Origin of the sequence: Shewanella sp. S1-49-MNA-CIBAN-0167 (assembly GCF_040310145.1) — a bacterium.
Classification (GTDB): Bacteria; Pseudomonadota; Gammaproteobacteria; order Enterobacterales; family Shewanellaceae; genus Shewanella; species Shewanella psychromarinicola.
Genome location: NZ_JBEOPO010000004.1, coordinates 16,812 through 37,191 on the forward strand (window position 1 = coordinate 16,812; position 20,380 = coordinate 37,191).

Consider the following 20,380-nt stretch of genomic DNA (forward strand, 5'->3'; position numbering starts at 1 on the left):
CATTTGCGATAACGCAGGCATTGGTATTAGGGATTCATTCATCTACATGAATAATAATTTTCGCTAAAAATGTCGCTCAACAATTACCAAGCAAACTTTTTGAATACCTCGTCAACCGGTGTTTTTGCCACGTGGTTGGTGTAGTTACTGATCACTTTTTGTGACAAGCCTAAGATGATTTCTAGCACTTGTTGCTGGCCATAACCTGCGGCATAGAATGCTGCTAGTTCTGCTTCAGAAATGTTACCTCGGTTACGTACGATACTTAATGTCGCATCTTGTAACGCTTGTAATTTAGCGTTTGGCATCGCCGCTTTATTACGTAATGCTTCAGTTAACGCTGGGTCTACTTTCATTGAATGTGCAATACCTGTGTGTGCAGGCACACAGTAAGTACATTTGTTTTCAACGTTAATGGTTTGCCATACTACCGTTAGCTCTTCAGGGTTAAATGATGTGTCTAAAAAAGCCTGATGTAACTGTTGGTAAGCCTTAAGCGTGCTTGGTGATTCGGCTAACACGCCAAATAAATTAGGTATCATACCCGTTTGCTTTTTAGTGTCATCTAACATTGCTTTACTGTCTTCTGGTGCAGTGTCTACAGTGTGAATTGTAAATGCAGTCATAATATTCTCTCTTGTAACTAAATAAATTTAGGCGCGTTGCGTTTCGAATTGAGACCACTATAAATCAATTTGAGCAATCGCTCAAGTTAACTCTGAACGATCGTTCATAATTCGTATTAATATTTATTCATAGCGTTAAAATATTCATTTTTATCAAGAAGATATATTTTAAAAATGCCCGTTAATTAGGATGCAAGCCAATAACATTTATGCGGTTAATGTACGTGACATTAACCGCATAGATAACCAGTACAAGATCAGCTAACCAAGCGCATTGACTGGCTTTTTCTAGGGTGAAATCCAGACTAATATATTGATAAGTGCTAGAAAAATTCGTTTCTTATACAATTTTTGATCATTAATTGCCCCCAGAGTTGGAGACATCACAGTGAAAAAAACTATCTCTTATGCCGCGATAGCGGTTATCGCTTTAGCCGCCATGACTCGATAAGGTTGATGATTACCAGGTTTGCAAAAAGGGAGCATCCCGACCTCTACGACTCTTGCTGTTGTCATATGACTCCCATTATTCTGTTCTAGTGATTCGTGATTCGTTATTAGTTACTGGGAATTGGGAATTGGGATTGTCAGATCATCCATTTATCAACCGACTTGATGGACGAACTATCTTAATAATAATGGTTAACATAAGGTTAATTTAGCCATTGAACAATGCACCAAATACAAGCAGAAACGCACCAAATTGAAACATTCGCGCCATGAACATCCGTCATTACGCGCATTATTTGCCATGACAAACGCCAAATAATGCACTGATATTGAACATTACACAGATAACTTAAGCAATATTTTCATATATTTGCACCATACAAGGTCAATAATATAATGGCTTAGCTGTGATTTAGGAATGGCTTTTGCTTTATAAAAGCATGAATTTCAAAAGAGAATCATTTTGTGGGAACTGAAATGAATAATATTAGTGATGCTATTGGCCTCATTGCACAAAGTGCAGACACCTTGTTTATCTTACTTGGTGCAATTATGGTTTTAGCCATGCACGCTGGCTTTGCATTTTTAGAAATGGGCACCGTGAGGCACAAAAACCAGGTCAACGCCTTGGTAAAGATTTTGACTGACTTTGCTTTTTCAGCCATGGCTTACTTTGTCATTGGTTATCAAATTGCTTACGGTAGCCACTTCTTTGTCAGCGCTGAAAGTTTAACTACCGATAATGGCTATCAGCTGGTTAAATTTTTCTTTTTACTGACCTTTGCAGCAGCCATTCCAGCGATTGTATCTGGTGGCATTGCTGAACGCGGCCGTTTTAGGCCTTTCTTACTCGCTTCGGCATTGATTGTTGCCTTTGTTTATCCGCTGTTTGAAGGGATAATGTGGAACGGTAACTTTGGTTTTCAGGCATGGTTAGAAAGCCAATTTGGGGCACAGTTTCATGACTTTGCTGGCTCTGTGGTCGTTCATGCTATGGGCGGTTGGCTCGCATTAGTGGCCATTTATATATTAGGTGCTCGACGCGGCCGCAAACCAGGAATAGCCTTTGCACCATCAAATATCCCTTTTCTTGCCTTAGGTTCATGGGTGCTTATTGTCGGCTGGTTTGGCTTTAACGTCATGTCTGCGCAAACACTTGACGGGATCAGCGGCTTAGTGGCGGTTAACAGTTTAATGGCCATGGTCGGTGGCACTGTGGTGGCGCTGATTGTCGGTAAAAATGACCCTGGTTTTATTCATAACGGCCCCCTTGCAGGCTTAGTGGCGGTGTGCGCGGGGTCTGACTTAATGCATCCTGTCGGCGCATTTGTGGTTGGCGGTGTGGCTGGTGGGTTATTTGTCTTGGTGTACACAAGATTACAACGCAGTAACAAAATCGATGACGTACTCGGCGTGTGGCCATTACACGGTTTATGCGGTGTATGGGGCGGTATCGCGGCAGGTATTTTTGGTCAACAAGCCTTCGGTGGTCTGGGTGGGGTCAGCTTTATGTCGCAACTTATTGGTAGTACTGCAGGTGTAGTAGTGGCACTGGTTGGCGGTATCATTGTTTATGGCTTAGTGAACAAAATATCGAGCTTACGCTTAAGCCAAGAAGATGAGTTTATTGGCGCGGATCTCGCCATACACAAAATTGGTTCAACTAATTCAGATAAGTAAGCTAAATTGACTCACTAGCCTAATATCAAGGACAGAAACCTGGTTTCTGTCCTTGATGATTTATCAGTAAGTATGCTTTATCAGTGCTTTGGTTTTACTCCGTGTTGCACCATATCTTTGCCGGTTTCAAATATTTCAGCCGTTATCCAGCGAGTTAATAACAGTTTATGATTGTCACCAAATACGGCAACAAAATGACGACCATCAGCATTATTGGTTGCCATACCAACACCTACAACCCCTTCTAAACCTAAACCGCCCTTTTCTACCGAAAGTAAAAAACGCTCTAATTCTGCTAAATTATCTATCACATCGTTTTCAATATTCATTCATTTTCCCTACAAATTTCAGTGCCAAGTTAGCGATATGACGTAACTCATTATTGGCCTAGATTTTATCGCATTGTGGATTAATATGGTACCTGTGTGCGCCAATGCCGCCACCACGATGCGCATACCTACGCAACCTTGAGTAATATCTCACTCTTATCAAGCTGCTATTTTGTTCCACGCTTACTGCACTGGTTTTGCACTTTTACGCGCTAACATACTGCTAACCATATTAAGCTTTCAACGCGACACCATTGCTAGGAGTGCCCAATGTTTGCCCTCAATAACTTACCCAGCACAAAACGATTAATTAATCAGCCAATATTACTATTGCTTATCATGACGTTAAGTAGTGCTTTGATACTCACAGCTTGTGGTAGTGATAGCAGCAGTGTTAACAGTACCGACGTAACTGAAACGGTCACCACGACCACTACAGAAACTGAAATTACCGACGTTGACTTTGACGCAACGGATTGGACCGACGAATCCCATAGCAAAAATGTCGAACCAAACTTTGACGAGGTGTTTGATGACACCCAAGTCAAGCGCTTTGATATCGTCGTGACTGAAGCGCGCTGGCAGAGCATGTTAGATGACATGACCGCAACCTATGGCGAGTTTGGCCGAACCTCATCCAATGGCTTAACCGATACAGATGAAAATCCGATTTTTGTGCCTGCTGAAGTATTTTATAACGGCACCGAATGGTATCGCGTTGGTATTCGCTTTAAAGGCAACTCATCACTGCAAACTAGCTGGCAGCAAGGCATTCTAAAACTAGCGTTTAAACTTGATTTCGATGAGTATGAGGACGATTATCCACAAATCAAAAACCAACGTTTTTATGGTTTTAAAAAGCTCAGTTTAAAAAATAACTTTGATGACGAATCAATGTTGCGAGAAAAAGTCGCCGCTGACGTGTTTAAAGATGCTGGTCTAGCTGTGTCTCACACTGGCTTTTATACCTTATATGTCGACCATGGTGACGGCCCTGAATACTTTGGTTTATACACCCTAGTTGAAGAAGTTGACGACAGCTTAATTGATACGCAATTTTCTAGTGACGACGGTAACTTATACAAACCCGAAGACGATGGTGCAATGTTTGTTGAAGGGTCATTTAACCAGGAAGACTTTGAGAAAAAAACCAACGAAGACGACGAAGATTGGTCTGATATCCAAGCCCTCTTTACTGCCTTACACGACGATACCGCCACTAGCGATCCGGCAACATGGCGCGCTAACCTTGAAGCGGTATTTGACGTTGATGTATTTTTAAAATATCTAGCCGTTAATGGCATAATTCAAAACTGGGATACTTACGGCTTAATGCCGCATAATTACTATTTATACAACAATCCAGACACCTCAAAACTGACTTGGATCCCTTGGGAAAACAACGAAGCATTGCAAAACGGTAAGCAAAGTGGCGCATTGGCGTTAGACTTTTCAAACTTGAACTCCGCTAGCTGGCCACTCATTTCAATATTGTATACCGATGATGTGTATCGTGACCGCTATAATCAATTTTTACTCGCGGTGATAAGTGACGCATTCGAAACCAATAAAATACAAGCAAGCTATAATACTTACTCTGCATTAATTTCGCCCTATGCAACCACCGAGATATCGGGTTACAGCTTCTTAGAAAGTAGCAGTGATTTTTATCGCGCTATCGATGAGCTTATAGAACACGCCGAAGATAGAGCGACTGCAGTAGACAGCTATTTAGATAAGCAATAATAATAAACCCAAAAGCAGTCAGTCAATACTGGCTGCGTAAACTAATGTTAACCACTCAATCCCTAACGACTCAATCTCTAACGACTTAACTTAGGGCATAAGCCCCAGCTAAATCGCACTGTAAATATAAAAATAACAAATAGAATCATTTAGATAAAATACAACTCACATCATAAATTTAGCATATTAAAGCTTCATACTGTCCTATTCGCAATGGGTTACTTTATATTCACTGAGTTTTCGATACAGGGTTGCAAAGCCCATTTGCAAAGCATGAGCGGCTTTGTGCTTATCTCCATCACATAACGCAAGGACTGTGAGAATATAGTCTTGCTCAACCTCTTTTATCGGTTTAATTGTGTCCCAAGTTTACCGCTAATAACCGCGGCGACTTCATGCGGTAAATCTTCTGCTTCAATCCACTGCCCTTGGCAAACGCTTCAAACATGAAAAGGTTAATCCCCCATCTAGCGGTGCCAAAGAGCGTCAACCTGATGGTTTCACCTTGAAAATAGGCTGATTTTATCTATTTATTTCGACTCTTTATTTCGACAATTTATTGCTTCTTATATCCCGCGCTGCGGTTATAACGTGAGTACGCCATTAAGGCATAGCGGCGCGCTTTTTCATGACTAGATGCCACACTCTGGGATGGCAAACATGGCAGCAATGCTGTTCTACCCCTGATTATTTAATTGGGGAGGATTTATCCGGCTCAAAGTATTGGAGTAGTTTCTCGATAAAATAGCTCACCTTAACGGATAAGTGCTTGCGGCTCGGATAAAGTACATGAACCGGCAACGTACCCAGCTCAAACCCCGTCAACACCTCAATTAACTCACCATTTTGGAGCTGCTTTTTGACAATAAATTCAGGCACGGCGACAATCCCCGTATTGGCTAACGCAAGAGCCGTGGCCGAACGAGCATTGTTGACTGTCACAACATTGTTAACATTAACCACGACAGTGTCATCCGCTTGAGTAAAGTGCCACTGCTGTAAATGAGGATAATTACTGTCCACCACACAAGGCAGATCGCACAGTTGATCGGGGTGATCCGCTAGGCCGTATTTTTCAATAAACGAGGCTGAGGCACAGGTCACTAATCGCGTTTGTCCTAACGGGCGTGCGATCAAATTTGAATCTTTTAAACGACCGACACGGATCGCTAAGTCGTACCCTTCATTGACCAAATCGACATGACGATCGGTTAACATCATATCGATATGCAACCTTGGTTGCTCACTAATCAAATAACTGATAAAAGGCGTTAGCACTTCTTCACCATAAGTCACTGGCGTTGAAATTCGAATACTGCCCGCTAGACTACGATGCTGGTTGAGTAACTGTGATCCTAAGTTTTCAACATCATCAAGAATACGTTTCGCTTCGCCCCAATATGCATTTCCCGCCTCAGTAACGGTTAAACTGCGCGTTGAGCGATGCAACAATCTTACTGCTAATTTGGTTTCTAACTGTGTCACTTGGGTGCTAAGCAAGGCTTTGGTTTTACCCAAGCGTTTGGCCGCAGCAGTAAAACTGCCCTCTTCCACCACAGCGACAAAATTGCGCATTAAATTCAGCATATCCATCAGACGGCCCCTAGTATGACGACAAAGCTTTTGTATAATTTTATTAAACTATAAATCAAATATTACTGCAATTGTTTAACTTAGTATGATTACGCATACTCTCGCAGTGCTTATCCCATGGTCTTTATTCAATAATGAAAATCCAAGCATGACAGTGCCACAGGCCCAGTATTAAATGGGCTCACCGACTTAACAGGAGCAACTAATGAACACAGCAACAAGCTTACCGACAACCAGTTTACCGACAACAACGTTAGCCCCGCTGATGTTTATTGGCCACGGTGCGCCAACATTAGCGCTTGATGAATCCACGGTCACACGGCAGTTAAACGCCGTGGGCCAACAATTTAGCGAGGTGAAAGCCGTACTGGTATTATCAGCGCATTGGGTGTCAACGTCTTTGCAAGTCACAGGTATAAGCCAGCCAGAACTCATTTATGACTTTAATGGCTTTCAGCCCGAATTATACCAAGTAAAGTACCCTGCGATTGGCGATAACCAACTCGCCAATGATATTGCCTCTATGTTGACCCAAAGCGGATTGTCCACACAAGTGAATATGACACGAGGGCTGGATCATGGTGTTTGGACACCGCTGATGCATTTATTACCCAATCCAAAAGTACCTGTTATTCAACTGTCTATCCCGCAACACGCAGATTTGAGTTTTTATCTTGAATTGGGCAAAGCCATGACATCGTTACGCGAGCAAGGCATTGCGGTTATCGGTTCAGGCAATGTCACCCATAATCTACGAGCATTACGTTTTGGTGGTCAACCGGATCCACGCGTGGCTGAATTTGAAAAATGGGTGAGAAACAATGTTATCAATCACAATGTTCAAGCCTTGGTCAGCGCAGCAGAACAGTATCCTAATTTCAGTTTTTTTCATCCCACTGTCGAACACTACATTCCTTTACTGTTTGTATTAGGCGCAGTGACAGCACAAGATAATTTAACCGTGATACAGAACGACATCGATTTCAGTGTGCTATCGATGGAGTCTTACTTATTTAACTCACAAGCTAAATAATGGCCACTATCTGTAAAATATGTAAAATATGAAAAATGTGCATAATGTGCATAATCTGCAAAAATGAGTCACAACCGTGGGTAAGCGTAAACGTATGCGATCCCCAACAAGACAACAAGTGCAAGTAAGCGACCCCGCTCAGTGATTAATAACGAATATTGAAAGTAAGATCAGAAAGCTTAAAATAATGGTGCGATAGCAGGACTTTTATAGTGAATAGCAGATAGCTAATAGTAGATAGCTAATAGCAGATAGCTAATAGCAGATAGTAGATAGTAGATAGCAGATAGTAGATAGTAGATAGTAGATAGTAGATAGTAGATAGTAGATAGTAGATAGTAGATAGTCATTAGCAAATGATGCTATTCAACGTACGAAAAAAACATTATAACAGTCGAAACTGCCGAGATAAGATGAACAACCCTAAAATCTCGGCAATAACGCGATTACATATCAGCGTTGATTTTGCGAGCTTGATGCAGTTTTTGTCGCTCTCAATCAAGCGAGGGTATGGCGCAATACCTTCAAGTTGCATGCTGGTTTTAGTTAGGCCGTAAAAATGCACCTTGCCAGTAACTGAACCGACAACATAGCCGATTTCCCCTTGCCGAACATGCTATTGGCATTACCAATAAGTGCTCAAGGTCTCAATTTTGATCTAAGGTCACTTCTAACACTGCGCTGACGCCTTGATAAAATAAGCCTCCTTGTACCCTATTGTAGCGCTCGCCCACCAGCCCAATGGCGCCTTTATGTACACAAAAAAACAACACCAAAAGTGGAGGCTTACGTCATCTTACATAAACACCTGTAGTGTATAGTCAATATTAATCAATAGCTTAAACCTAAAAAAAGAAATATAGTTGAATTCACCTCTGGCAGCCATCTTGCTGTAACCACGTATTGTTGAGCCTATTTTACTCATTCCTATTTAATCGATTATCGTAAATTAATAAGCAGATTTTCTATTTATAGCGTTTTTGGAACAAGTCATTGTCCATTAACATAGTTTACCCTTTTAACAAATCCCTTTACATTAGCACTTCGCTTTCGGGGAAACAGAGGGATAACAAATGACACATAAAAAATACAAAAACCTATTTTTACTCACAGCACTAGCTGCAAGCATGCAAGCTAATGCTGGCATAGAGTTAATGACTGATACTGTTGCAGGACAAGATACTAAAGTGACCTTGGGTGGCTATGCAAAAGTGGATGTCCGTCATGTGAATGGCGATATTGCTTATCAAGATTATTGGATTGCTAACTTCCCATCAGGTGTACCTGTCGATACATCTCATACGGGTTTTAATGTCAAAGAATCACGCGTAAATTTAAAAGTTCAACACGGTGATATATCTGGATTTGTTGAAGTAGATATGTACGGTGGTGGCGGTAACGAAGTAGTGAGTAACTCTTCAAACCCACGTTTAAGACATTTTTTTATTAGTTATAAAAACTGGTTGGCCGGTCAAACTTGGACCACATTTATGCCATTACATGCATTACCAGAAGCGCTAGATTTTGGTGGACCACATGTTGGCGAAGTGTTTATTAGACAAACACAATTACGCTACACCTATGGCGCTTGGCAATTTTCTATTGAAAATCCAGAAACCAATGGCAACGGAAGTATTGGTGCATCATCAAGTGGTGTCGGTGTAACTGGCGATCAAGCCGACAAAGATGAGTCTATCCCAGATTTTGTCGCCCGCTACGATCATAAAGCGGACTGGGGTCAATTATCTGTAGGGGCGCTGGTTAGAAAAGTGGACCAAGGCGGAATTGATGAGGTTGCCGTGGCAGCCAATGTAGCCGGCGTGATTAAAACGGTTGGTAAAGACGATTTACGTTTCCAAGTTACCGTAGGTGAGTCTGGCCGATATACTGCTGCTGGTTTGACACCAGATATTGTTACTGATGACCAAGGAGAAACAGTAGTAGAGTCAACGACTGCATTTACTGTCGCTTATCGTCATTTCTGGACTGATACTTTGCGTTCTACCGCATTTTATGGCACAGCAGAAACGGATGAGACAAACAAAAGTCGCGCACATTGGGGCGTTAACTTAATCACTAACGTTACCCCTGAGTTAAGTGTGGGTGTCGAGCTAGGTAATTATGCCATTGAAGACGAAGGCATGACTGACATAGATTCAGACTATCTACAATTATCCGCTAAATACGCTTTCTAAGTTCCCAGACTACGATAGGTATTGCTCATTTACGGGCAGTATCTATCGAGTTTTTATTTATACTGCTAATTAGTAAAAATAATCCTTTTTTGAGTGAAAAGCTTTGCGAAAGTATTCAATCAATAATTTAATTTTTTTGTCAGGCAGTCTTGTGCTCGGGTATACCGCATAAATGCCTAAATCTTTGCCACTATGCTCAGTCAGTAGAGCGATTAAGTTATTTGCCTGTAAATCTTCATAAATATGCGCTTGGGGAAGATAAGCAATGCCAAAATGCGCTAACGCTGCTTGCCTTAACGACTCAAGGTTATTTGATCGGAATCGACCCTGCACATTTACCGTGTAATTACCCTCAGCATTTTTAAATACCCATTGATCCACGCCACTACTTTCATAGTGATAAAGTAAGCAGCTATGTTTAGCCAGATCTTGCGGGGCCAGTGGAGTACCGTTTTGTTTTAAATATTCAGGTGTGGCACACACCAACCAATCGGAATCAATTAAGCGCCTTGCAATTAAAGACGAATCAACAAGATGAGCCGTTCTTATTGCTAAATCATAACCTTGATCAAGAATATCAACGAATTGGTCAGCTATGGTCAAATCAACATCGACGTTGGGGTAATCGCGACAAAAATCAGCTAATGCATTATTTAATACTAACCTTGCTGGCACTACTGGAATGGTCAGTTTGATCGTGCCTCGCACATCATCACTGTAGCCAGATATCGCATCGGCCGCCTCTTGAAATGCTATTTTGGCTAATCGCGCTTTACCATAAAATGTTGCTCCTGCATCCGTTAAAGCTAATTTCCTTGTCGTGCGATAGAGCAGTTGTGTATTCACATCTTGCTCAAGCCTTGCAATATGTTTGCTCACCACTGAGTTAGTCAAACTGAGCTTTTCAGCCACTTTTGTAAACGATCCTGCTTCTACAACCATGACAAATAAAATTATGTCATCCGCTTTTGCCACCATGCTATTAGCCTTCGATTATGTCACAAAAAGAAAAAATAAATTTCATTTGCGACATAATACCAGAAGTAAAAAATAATGTAGATTGTATGGTTACAACTTTGTGAACAATATTTATTTTCATTGCCTATGGGGAGGCTCACCATAAAGTAATATTAGTGCCTGGAGATGAACATGAATGGATGGTTTTTAGGTCTATTCGTTTCAACAAAAAATAAAGCGAACCGTTTGGTTCGCTATTACTCTTGTTATCACAATGAACTTACGCTTAGCGCTCAACTCAATGAGTATTTATATCCCAGCTTTCGCTTTACGGGCTTGATGCAGTTTTTTGTAACTTTCAATCAAGCGTAAATGGGGCTCAATGCCTTCTAGCTGCATGCTGGTTTTTGTGAGGCCATAAAAGCGTACCGTGCCATTAACTGACCCCACCACATTGTCCATGACTTCTTGACCAAACATGCGGTTAAAGTTACCGATAAAGTGCTCAAGCTCTAAGTCTTCATCCAAGGTCACTTCAAGCACAGCGTTTACTGCTTGATAGAACAACCCACGCTGAACAGTGTTGTCGTTAAACTGTAAGAACTCGCCGACTAACTCAATGGCGTCGCCGTGGGAACCTAACGCGAGATAAATCAGGATCTTCAATTCAATAATGGTTAACTGACCCCAAGCCGTATTTTCGTCGAACACAATGCCAATTAAGGTTCGAATATCGGTATGGTTATCTAACTGACTCTCTTCTAAACGATTAACTAACTTAGCTAACGCTTTAGTGCTTAATGAATGCAGGTTTAAGATATCTTTGCGGTAATCTAGTGCTTTATTTGTATTATCCCAAATCAAGTCATCTACAGGATAAACTTCCGAATAATCAGGTACTAAAATACGACAAGCAGATGCGTCTAAATCAGTAAATTCGGCAATATACACTTCTTTTCTCATGGCTTCTAAAATACCAAATAAGCCTTTGGCTTCTTCTTCGCTAGTGCCGGAAAAGTCCCATTCACAGAACTCATAGTCAAACTTACTGCTAAAGAAGCGCCAAGAAATCACCCCTGTTGAATCGATAAAGTGCTCAACAAAGTTTTCTGGCTCAGTGACCGCCATGCTATTAAAGGTCGGTTTTGGCACATCGTTTAAGCCTTCAAAACTGCGGCCTTGCAACAGCTCGGTTAAGCTACGCTCTAACGCCACTTCAAAACTCGGGTGGCCACCAAATGAGGCAAATACACCACCGGTTCTTGGGTTCATCAATGTCACGCACATCACTGGGAACTGGCCGCCTAAAGAAGCATCTTTCACCACTATAGGAAAGCCCTGAGCTTCAAGCCCCTTAATGCCCGCTAAAATACTTGGATACTTTTCTAACACTGCCATTGGCACGTCTGGCAGAATAATTTCTTGCTCAATAATTTGACGTTTTACCGCACGCTCGAAAATTTCAGATAAGCACTGAACATGCGCTTCTTGCAGGTTGTTACCCGCACTCATGCCGTTACTTAAAAATAGATTTTCAATTAAGTTAGACGGGAAAAACACGGTTTCGCCATCTGATTGGCGAGTATAGGGAATCGCACAAATACCGCGATCAATATTACCTGAGTTAGTATCAATCAAGTGTGAGCCACATAGCTCATCGTCTGGATTATAGATGTCTAAACAGTATTCATCTAACATGCCAGCAGGAAGCACGTCATCGTCTTCCAGTTGGAACCATTTTTCATTGGGATAATGGACAAACTCGCTATTAGCGATCTCTTCACCAAAGAATTGATCGTTATAGAAAAAGTTATTATTAAGACGCTCAATAAACTCACCTAAAGCCGAGCATAGCGCGCTTTCTTTGGTCGCACCTTTGCCGTTGGTGAAACACATTGGTGACGCTGCATCACGAATATGTAAAGACCAAACATTAGGCACAATGTTGCGCCATGACGATATTTCGATTTTCATACCCAGGTCGGCTAACAAGCCGGTCATGTTTTTAATGGTTTGTTCAAGCGGTAAATCTTTGCCTAAAATAAACGTGCTCGCATCGCCGTCGGGTTGGCCCATCAGCATGGCATTGGCGTCTGCGTCTAGTTTTTTAACCGTTTCGATTTTGAATTCAGGACCCGTTTGTACCACTTTTTTAACCGTACAGCGGTCGATAGAACGTAAAATACCTTCGCGATCTTTATCGGAAATATCATCCGGTAATTCAACCTGAATTTGAAAAATTTGGTTGTAGCGATTCTCAGGGTCAACAATGTTGTTTTGCGATAGTTTGATATTATCAGTCGAAATATCACGGGCTTTACAATACACCTTGAGAAAGTAGGCTGCACAAAGGGCTGACGAAGCCAAGAAATAATCAAAAGGACTGGGAGCTGAACCATCACCTTTGTAGCGAATAGGTTGATCGGTCGTAACGGTAAAGTCGTCAAATTTAGCTTCGAGTCTCAGGTTGTCGAGAAAATTTACTTTGATTTCCATTGAATATATCCACAGTCGTGCGCAGCCAATCGGCCTGCTTGTATAATTAGGGACAATTATCGGTGTTTTTGACCCAAGAGTCTTGAGTTAATTAATAAATGATCACAACAAAGCGATTTCGCGGGATAAACGATGTTAGTGAGTTGCAAAGCGAATCGTGGAGATCCTTATTAAGACAGAATACCTTGAGGATTTCACTGTTTTCTATTCAAACGCCAAGGTATCACTATTCCTAGGTTCTAGGTCGCTTCGCTGCTAGATGCTATAAGTTTTAGCAGCGAAGCTGTCCCTAGCAGGACGCAGTCCGCCCCCTCCTAAACAACCACAATTGATTATTGGCTTTTTTCGGTTTCACGCTTAACCAATATAAAGGTCAGGTACATTTTAGTCGGCAATGACAACGCCATACCAATGGCGACACACATAGCACTAATCATAATCCCTTTGACGCCCATCATCTCAATCGTTTCACTGAAGTTATGGCAATAAATCCCTAACAAAATTAAGCTAATGCCCATAGTGATGCATAATTTTAAGACTAAAATGAGTTTATTATCTGACATTATGACTTCACCCACCAGTATTCAGCTTAGCTAATATAATGAATTGATTTACGATCCTAAGCGTTGATCCAGATCAACAGAAACTGGGGAATTATAGAGTGGATCGACAACGTGAGCATCATGCCAATCAGATCTATTACCTGAACCCTTCAGAGCGGCGCAAGCTATTCAATTTAAGGCGCATTAACCCAGCAATGGCGATCCCCGTTAATTTAAGGATAGTCAAAATTGGAGTTGGGCTTATGTGTTTTTATTCAGGCGTTTTATTAACAATCGATGCAGAAAAGGATAAACGGATAAAACGGATAAAAAGGAGATATTGGAAGTGGTTAACTATTGTAAATGCTTAACAATTGTAAACGCTTAACTATGTTAAATATATTTAAAAGCATTGCAAGCACTTAAGCTGTTTAAGGTACTTAGCATATTGAAAATACATATTGAAAAAAGGATAAATCATTAAATTATAGACATAAAAAAACGCAAACAGTCGTTAAACCGTTTGCGTTATCTTACAAAGTCGAGTTACACAGCTACTACGTTAGCAGCTTGTGGGCCTTTCTGGCCTTGCTCAACATCGAAAGAAACTTTTTGGCCTTCAGCTAAAGTTTTGAAACCTTCTGAAGTGATTGAACGGAAATGAACAAACACATCAGCGCCGCCATTATCAGGAGTAATAAAGCCAAAACCTTTATCTTCGTTAAACCATTTTACTAAACCAGTTGTTTTATCAGACATTTTGTGTCCCTTATATATTTAAATTTAATCAATCTGTCGCGAAAATGCGATGCGCTCGAGCTTGAATTATTGAATGTCACGATGAAGCTAAGGGAAACACAGAGGATAACAACGATAACGAAGAGATTCTAAGGCTTTTCTTTTACTTGATGTTCATTAATAACTCTGAATGTCAGAGCACGAGATATATTACAGTAGTTTTGGATATTGTAAAGGCTTAATGTGTAAAATCGTTAAAATGATGGTGAACATGACTATAAACATGACTTAAACATGACTTAAACATCAATGCTCTGGGCATCTGATTTTAGTAAACAGCCCCAACTTACCACGATAAAACGCAACAAAAAGGCCAATTACCTCAGCAGCAATTAAGCAAAATAACCACCAATAACTTATTTATTACAGTAACTTAAAGGCGGATAGTTAGGTTTATTTATAAACGCATTTGATTAACGGTCACAAAAAAATCACTTTGCTAATGTTTTTGTTCTGAATAAAAATATCAGCCTTACCCCACATTTTAATTATAAAGCCAAAAAAGGTGGGATAAGACGACTAGGATAAATTTACCCGTTTCCTATGAAACGATACTGCAGACTATCTCTATGTGACTAAAAATAGGTTTGATTGATGCTGTCATGCAAATTATCTAACTCAATCTGCATTAGATCGATAAAATCATGAAGCTTGTCCTGCTTAAGCTTTTCCGGCTTGGCAGACATCAACTGTTGATTCGCGCCTTGCAACGCCTTAGTAATATCATGATTACGAGGTAAGCGTTCTAATCTGCCTTCAATCTGTTGTAATGCATGCCTTAATGAACGAGGGAAGTGTTCTTCTTGCAGCAAAAACTTCAACACATCGGCTCGGTTAATACGTAAACGCACTTCTCGGCGATACATTTGATAGCCCGTTAACGATTTTAAGACACTCATCCACTGAATATTGTCAAAAGCCGATTGTTCATGTTCGATATCAGGCAACAAAGAAGCGGAGCGCACATCAATGATCCGAGTAGTCATGTCTGCACGTTCAATGTTGCTACCGATGCAAAGAAACTCATAACAATCATCATGTGTCATGGTTCCAGACAACATACCGGTGATCGTTTGGTTACCTAAAATAATTTTGCTTAAATAGTTATAACGTTTGTGTCGAGAGAACACTTCATGCTGACTTTCCATAGCATATAGGTATAACGCATTAATTTGTTCCCAAGCTTCCCGTGGAATAATCTCTCTAATAGTACGAGCATTTTCACGCGCGGCGCTAATAGAGCTAATAATAGAGCTTGGGTTTGCTTTGTCAGTAACCATAAAGCTAATAACCGCATGCTCGGTTGCGTCATCATGTAAGGAATAAAACAACTCACGATTAGACAAAATATCGACAATCGGCTCCCAACCTAACACCACACTTTTGGGCAAATCCAATAGCATATGAGAGTTAACATTGATTAAGCGCGCGGTGTTTTCGGCTCGCTCTAAATAACGTGCCTGCCAGTATAGGGTACTTGCAACCCTTGAAAGCATGCTCATAATGACTCCATATCGACAATCCAAGTATCTTTACTGCCACCACCTTGTGATGAGTTCACCACGGTAGACCCCTTGCGCATTGCGACTCGCGTCAAACCACCTGCGGTGACCGTGGCATTCTTGCCACTAAGAATGAAGGGGCGCAAATCCAGATGACGAGGCTCTACTTTAGTATCAAACAACGTTGGAGCAGTAGATAAAATCAGCATAGGTTGAGCGACATAATTCCTGGGGTCTTCATTAATTAACGCTCTAAATTCTTCATGTTCTGCTACTGAAGCATGAGGTCCAATTAACATGCCATAGCCACCGGATTCATTGGCAGGTTTAACCACCATTTTGTCAATGTTTTTGAGCACGTATTCACGCTCTTCATCATTAAAACACTTGTATGTGGGCACGTTGGCTATCAGTGCATCTTCATCCAAGTAGTATTTAATAATATCAGGCACATAGGCGTACACGACTTTATCATCGGCTACGCCAGACCCCGGCGCATTGGCTAATGCAACATTGCCAGCTTTCCAAGCACGCATAAGACCCGGCACGCCTAAGGTAGACTCAGGGTTAAAGACTTCAGGATCAAGAAACTCATCATCAATTCGACGATAAATAACATCCACTCGAGATAAGCCTTCAATAGTACGCATATAGACAACATTATCGTCCTCAACCACCAAATCACTGCCTTCAACGAGTTCGGCTCCCATTTGCTGGGCAAGGTAGGCGTGTTCAAAATAGGCTGAGTTATAAATACCTGGGGTAAGAACCACTATTTCAGGTTCTTCAATCTCTCTGGGGGACATTTCGGCTAACATGTCGTAAAGCTGAGATGGATAATCATCAATGGGTAAGATGCTGTATTTTTCGAACATTTCTGGAAAAACTCGCTTCATCACTAAACGATTTTCCAACATGTAAGACACACCAGAAGGCACTCTTAAGTTATCTTCCAGCACATACACGGTACCTTCATTATCCCTGACCAAATCAGAGCCGCAAATGTGTGCCCAAATGCCAAGTGGCGGGGTGAATCCTTTACATTGCGGTAAGAAGTTCTTGGATTTATTCAGCAAATCAGCGGGGAAAACCCCATCTTTAATAATATTTTGCTCATTGTATAAGTCATTGATAAACATATTCAGCGCTTTCACTCGCTGCTTCAGTCCTATCTCAATTTGTTGCCATTCTTTTTTATCGATTAATCTCGGGATAATATCAAACGGCCATGCGCGATCGATTGAACCTTCTTCATCATTGTATACCCGAAAAGTAATACCCATGACGTGAATAGCTGAATCTGCAGCCGCTTTATATTCAATGATTTCGGAGTCAGAAAGAGAGCTTAAGTAATGACACAAATCAATAGCGTAGGGTCTTGGAACCCCATGATTATTAACGAGTTCGTCGTGGTAGTTGACGACATTGTAATCATTCCATTCAATAGTCATATATACCCTCATTGGTTGCTTTTCAAACAACCATTATAGGCATAATTTAGAATTTTTATCGGATTAATTCATTTTTTTTTACAAAGTATAAAATATATTTTACACTTTATTGGCAAAAACATAGCCTTCTCTCGTTAACAATTTGCTTGATTTAAGCTGAGATATCACCGTTATCGCCGGTAATAATTTCATGAACAAAACGCAGTTTATCTAGCGCGGTAATTGAAATAACAAATGGATAGGCGTCGTCCATCCCCATACTGCGATTCAAAGCATTTAGCACTGCGGTTAACCGGCACCAATCATTAAACAAATGGGTGAAGCTAGTCGATGTATAGGTTTGGCTATAATCAGCCGAATTCACTAACGGGTTAGCAACTAGGTTGCCCGATACACTAAATTGGAAGTCATTGGCGGTTTCAAGCGTATCGACCATGTGTAAATAATGCGCCCACGTTTCAGCCCAATCTTCCCATGGGTGCATACTGGCATAAGCACTTATCCACACATTTTGCCAATTATTAGAAGGTCCGTTTTGATAATACTGGCGCATGGCATCGGCGTAATCTAAGCGTTCGTCGCCGAACAACGCTCTGAACTCATCCAAGCGAGGAGAGTTTTTTATCAAGCGATCCCAAAAATAATGACCCGACTCGTGTCTAAAATGACCGACCAAAGTGCGATAGCGCTCTTGCATCATTTCCCGCATCTGAATGCGAGAAGCCGAATCAGCCTCATCTAAATTAATGGTGATCAACCCAGAATTATGCCCGGTAGAGACATAGTTCTTAACCGTTAATTCATTGCCAAATTCATCCTCGACCTGATCTTTTAAAAACGCAAAACCTAAACCAGAAATAGGGTCAGTAAATCGGTTAATCACCGGCAAATTAAGCTTAAGCAAAGTATACAGCAAACGTCTTTTAGCTTGCTCCATACGAAACCACAACTTGATGTTATTTTCATCAGCAAGATTGGGTATGGTTTCTGTCAGACGACAAGACACACATAGCTCATGACTATCTTGAATCGGGACCATCCAATTACATACATCATATTGGGAATAGTTTTTACACTGCCTATATAACAAACCATTACTGGATGCTTGCAGTTGCCCGTTACGGTTTTTAGTAAATGCACTGAGTTGCTGTTCTTCGGGGATAAACCCCAATAGCAAACTGCATGATACGCACTTGCTATTAGCAAAGTGTAAAGTGCTTCCACATTGACAAGAAAACGTCTTCAAACGTGAATTCCTTAATGAACAAACTCAAACTGAACATAACTCAGCATCATGGGCTAATTTAAACGTTAGCGCAATGACCATTCAGCACCATTTACAACCTCAAAAAAGACTGTTTTTTTGAGTAAAAAAACCTATCGAACAAGCGCTTCAACTTGCTTACCATTAAACTATTTAAACAATAATCTCAAGATTATTGATAACGAATGGGTAACTGATGAGTATCAATAATCCAATAGATAATAGGGGCAATTATTAGCGTATTATAATAAAAATAGTCCACTTAAGCTCATAATTCGATATTAAAACGTGCAATCCTGGCTTCTGCCATGGTGCATTGAGTAAGGTGGATCAGTTCGCTCAAGGTGATATTTGGCTGGTCATTAATCAAACGCACAAGCTTTGCCTCCAAAGGTTCTAACTTGTCGGCATGACCAAGCAGTGCGGTTTCAATCTTGTGGATAAGGTAACCAAAACTAACATCACTTTCTAATTTTAATCGCTCTGTAAACGACTGAATCTTCATAGCCTCACCTGATACCCCCCAATGTCGAGATCGACGCACACGCTTAACCTCGCAGTCATATTGCAGCGCTATCGTTTTAGCTTGCTTGGTTTTCTCGCCGCCTATTCGGTGGATCAGAGAAGGTAATCGGATAGTAATATCTTCGGTCATGGCCTACGGTGAAAATCTATTGGGTTGTCATTAGCTAGCTTGATTAGCTAAAAAAACAGTTATTTCTCTATCATTTATCAGCATAAATTAAAAAAGAGATATTGTGATTTCTGGCAACACTTATCATCTAAAAATGCGCTTGCTGAGATCAATGGCGTTTTAGGGTTAGCATTTTAACGTTATAATGGCGCACGAATGATCACCTTGCTATCAATATTAATCGCTTTTCAGACGTATTGGGCGCTTTTTTGTTGAAAGCAAAGGTTAAAATGTGTTGAATAACATTAAGTAGAATTGCCCCATGAGCCCAGAACGTTTTGCCCGAATAAATCAGATGCTTGATAATCGACAAGTCGACTTAACGGTTTGCCTTGATAAAGTGCATATGACCAATAATATTGCGGCGGTTCTTCGCTCTGCTGACTGTGTGGGAATTTATGAAATTCATGCCGTGTGGCCCGATATTGATATGCGGGTATCTGGTAATACCGCCTCTGGAAGCCAACAGTGGGTTAACACAGTCAAACACGACACATTTGCTCAAGCTAATCACGCATTTAAAGCACAAAAAATGCAGGTGTTAACCACCACTTTTTCAGATGCTGCAGTGGATTTTCGCGAGATAGATTATACCCAGCCAACCGTCATCGTAATGGGTAATGAGCGTGATGGCGTCAGCGCAGAAGCGATTGAAGCGGCCGACCAACACATCATCATCCCCATGAGAGGCATGGTGCAATCACTCAATGTGTCAGTGGCTGCCGCATTAGTAATGTATGAAGCCCAGCGCCAACGCGAACAGGCCAATATGTACGGCACTCGTAAACTTGATCACGTTTACTGCCAAACTATGCTGTTTGAACAAGGTCATCCCATCTACGCCAATGCCTGTCGCCGTAAACAAATCCCCTACCCCGCTATCGATCAGCAAGGGCAAATTGTCGCCGACAGTGCATGGTGGCAGCGAATGCGCGCCCCCGATCCGCAAGCGCTGCTAGCCAAGAGCGAGATTGATTCAACCCCTGACGAAACCCCGCAGATTCAATGATTGTATAATGCCAAC

At 41.2% G+C, this 20,380-nt stretch carries 17 protein-coding genes and 1 pseudogene; 5 read left to right on the top strand and 13 right to left on the bottom strand.

Annotated elements, in window-relative coordinates; genetic code table 11:
• Nucleotides 1-83 precede the first annotated feature (83 nt).
• The gene (locus AAEZ00_RS02715; RefSeq protein ID WP_124013821.1) at nt 84-626 is read right to left on the bottom strand and encodes a carboxymuconolactone decarboxylase family protein; all 543 of its coding nucleotides are present in this window, start codon (nt 624-626) and stop codon (nt 84-86) included.
• 927 nt (nt 627-1,553) lie between these two features.
• On the opposite strand from AAEZ00_RS02715, the gene AAEZ00_RS02720 reads away from it, so the two are divergent.
• A complete protein-coding gene (locus AAEZ00_RS02720; protein WP_124013820.1) occupies nt 1,554-2,756 on the top strand; it encodes an ammonium transporter in 1,203 nt (400 codons plus the stop codon).
• An 80-nt stretch (nt 2,757-2,836) separates the two neighbouring features.
• Here AAEZ00_RS02720 and AAEZ00_RS02725 read toward each other — a convergent pair whose 3' ends face one another.
• Complete coding sequence (locus tag AAEZ00_RS02725; protein WP_124013819.1) at nt 2,837-3,085, bottom strand: hypothetical protein; 249 nt, start codon at nt 3,083-3,085, stop codon at nt 2,837-2,839.
• A gap of 270 nt (nt 3,086-3,355) precedes the next feature.
• Between AAEZ00_RS02725 and AAEZ00_RS02730 the strand changes: the two genes are divergently transcribed.
• The gene (locus AAEZ00_RS02730; RefSeq protein WP_351088303.1) at nt 3,356-4,831 is read left to right on the top strand and encodes a CotH kinase family protein; all 1,476 of its coding nucleotides are present in this window, start codon (nt 3,356-3,358) and stop codon (nt 4,829-4,831) included.
• Between the two features lie 204 nt (nt 4,832-5,035).
• On the opposite strand, the gene AAEZ00_RS02735 is transcribed toward AAEZ00_RS02730, so the two are convergent.
• Together AAEZ00_RS02735 and AAEZ00_RS02740 are read right to left on the bottom strand one after the other, a co-directional pair.
• On the bottom strand, nt 5,036-5,188 hold the full coding sequence (locus tag AAEZ00_RS02735; protein WP_124013842.1) for a helix-turn-helix domain-containing protein: 153 nt from the start codon (nt 5,186-5,188) through the stop codon (nt 5,036-5,038).
• Between the two features lie 330 nt (nt 5,189-5,518).
• Complete coding sequence (locus tag AAEZ00_RS02740) at nt 5,519-6,424, bottom strand: LysR family transcriptional regulator (protein WP_124013817.1); 906 nt, start codon at nt 6,422-6,424, stop codon at nt 5,519-5,521.
• A 205-nt stretch (nt 6,425-6,629) separates the two neighbouring features.
• Here AAEZ00_RS02740 and AAEZ00_RS02745 point away from each other — a divergent pair, with 205 nt between their 5' ends.
• Nucleotides 6,630-7,457 carry a DODA-type extradiol aromatic ring-opening family dioxygenase gene (locus tag AAEZ00_RS02745; protein ID WP_124013816.1) on the top strand — a complete coding sequence of 276 codons (828 nt, stop codon included), beginning with the start codon at nt 6,630-6,632 and terminating at the stop codon, nt 7,455-7,457.
• 446 nt (nt 7,458-7,903) lie between these two features.
• Here the strand turns inward: AAEZ00_RS02745 and AAEZ00_RS22405 are convergent.
• Nucleotides 7,904-8,236 (bottom strand): annotated as a pseudogene (locus tag AAEZ00_RS22405) (OsmC domain/YcaO domain-containing protein); the annotation flags it as partial.
• A gap of 294 nt (nt 8,237-8,530) precedes the next feature.
• Between AAEZ00_RS22405 and AAEZ00_RS02750 the strand changes: the two are divergent.
• Nucleotides 8,531-9,652, top strand: coding sequence for a DcaP family trimeric outer membrane transporter (locus AAEZ00_RS02750; RefSeq protein WP_351088304.1), 1,122 nt, complete (start codon nt 8,531-8,533; stop codon nt 9,650-9,652).
• Between the two features lie 69 nt (nt 9,653-9,721).
• Here the strand turns inward: AAEZ00_RS02750 and AAEZ00_RS02755 are convergent, their stop codons facing one another.
• The 8 genes from AAEZ00_RS02755 to AAEZ00_RS02790 all read right to left on the bottom strand — a co-directional run bounded on the left by AAEZ00_RS02755 (nt 9,722) and on the right by AAEZ00_RS02790 (nt 19,317).
• Nucleotides 9,722-10,630, bottom strand: coding sequence for a LysR family transcriptional regulator (locus AAEZ00_RS02755; RefSeq protein WP_351088305.1), 909 nt, complete (start codon nt 10,628-10,630; stop codon nt 9,722-9,724).
• Between the two features lie 288 nt (nt 10,631-10,918).
• Nucleotides 10,919-13,105, bottom strand: a complete 2,187-nt coding sequence (locus tag AAEZ00_RS02760) for an OsmC domain/YcaO domain-containing protein (RefSeq protein ID WP_351088306.1) — start codon at nt 13,103-13,105, stop codon at nt 10,919-10,921.
• Between the two features lie 332 nt (nt 13,106-13,437).
• Nucleotides 13,438-13,668, bottom strand: a complete 231-nt coding sequence (locus AAEZ00_RS02765; RefSeq protein ID WP_101032743.1) for a hypothetical protein — start codon at nt 13,666-13,668, stop codon at nt 13,438-13,440.
• Between the two features lie 525 nt (nt 13,669-14,193).
• On the bottom strand, nt 14,194-14,406 hold the full coding sequence (gene cspE, locus AAEZ00_RS02770) for a transcription antiterminator/RNA stability regulator CspE (RefSeq protein ID WP_101032744.1): 213 nt from the start codon (nt 14,404-14,406) through the stop codon (nt 14,194-14,196).
• Between the two features lie 614 nt (nt 14,407-15,020).
• The gene (locus AAEZ00_RS02775; RefSeq protein WP_351088307.1) at nt 15,021-15,947 is read right to left on the bottom strand and encodes an alpha-E domain-containing protein; all 927 of its coding nucleotides are present in this window, start codon (nt 15,945-15,947) and stop codon (nt 15,021-15,023) included.
• A complete protein-coding gene (locus tag AAEZ00_RS02780) occupies nt 15,944-17,398 on the bottom strand; it encodes a circularly permuted type 2 ATP-grasp protein (RefSeq protein WP_351088308.1) in 1,455 nt (484 codons plus the stop codon). The genes AAEZ00_RS02775 and AAEZ00_RS02780 overlap by 4 nt, the downstream gene beginning before the upstream one ends.
• 151 nt (nt 17,399-17,549) lie before the next feature.
• On the bottom strand, nt 17,550-18,644 hold the full coding sequence (locus AAEZ00_RS02785; RefSeq protein WP_351078544.1) for a zinc-binding metallopeptidase family protein: 1,095 nt from the start codon (nt 18,642-18,644) through the stop codon (nt 17,550-17,552).
• 286 nt (nt 18,645-18,930) lie between these two features.
• A complete protein-coding gene (locus AAEZ00_RS02790) occupies nt 18,931-19,317 on the bottom strand; it encodes a ribosome recycling factor family protein (RefSeq protein ID WP_351088309.1) in 387 nt (128 codons plus the stop codon).
• Nucleotides 19,318-19,618: 301 nt separating this feature from the next.
• On the opposite strand from AAEZ00_RS02790, the gene trmH reads away from it, so the two are divergent.
• Entirely contained in the window at nt 19,619-20,365 is a 747-nt protein-coding gene (gene trmH, locus AAEZ00_RS02795) for a tRNA (guanosine(18)-2'-O)-methyltransferase TrmH (RefSeq protein ID WP_351078547.1), read from the top strand.
• The last annotated feature ends 15 nt before the right edge of the window (nt 20,366-20,380 follow it).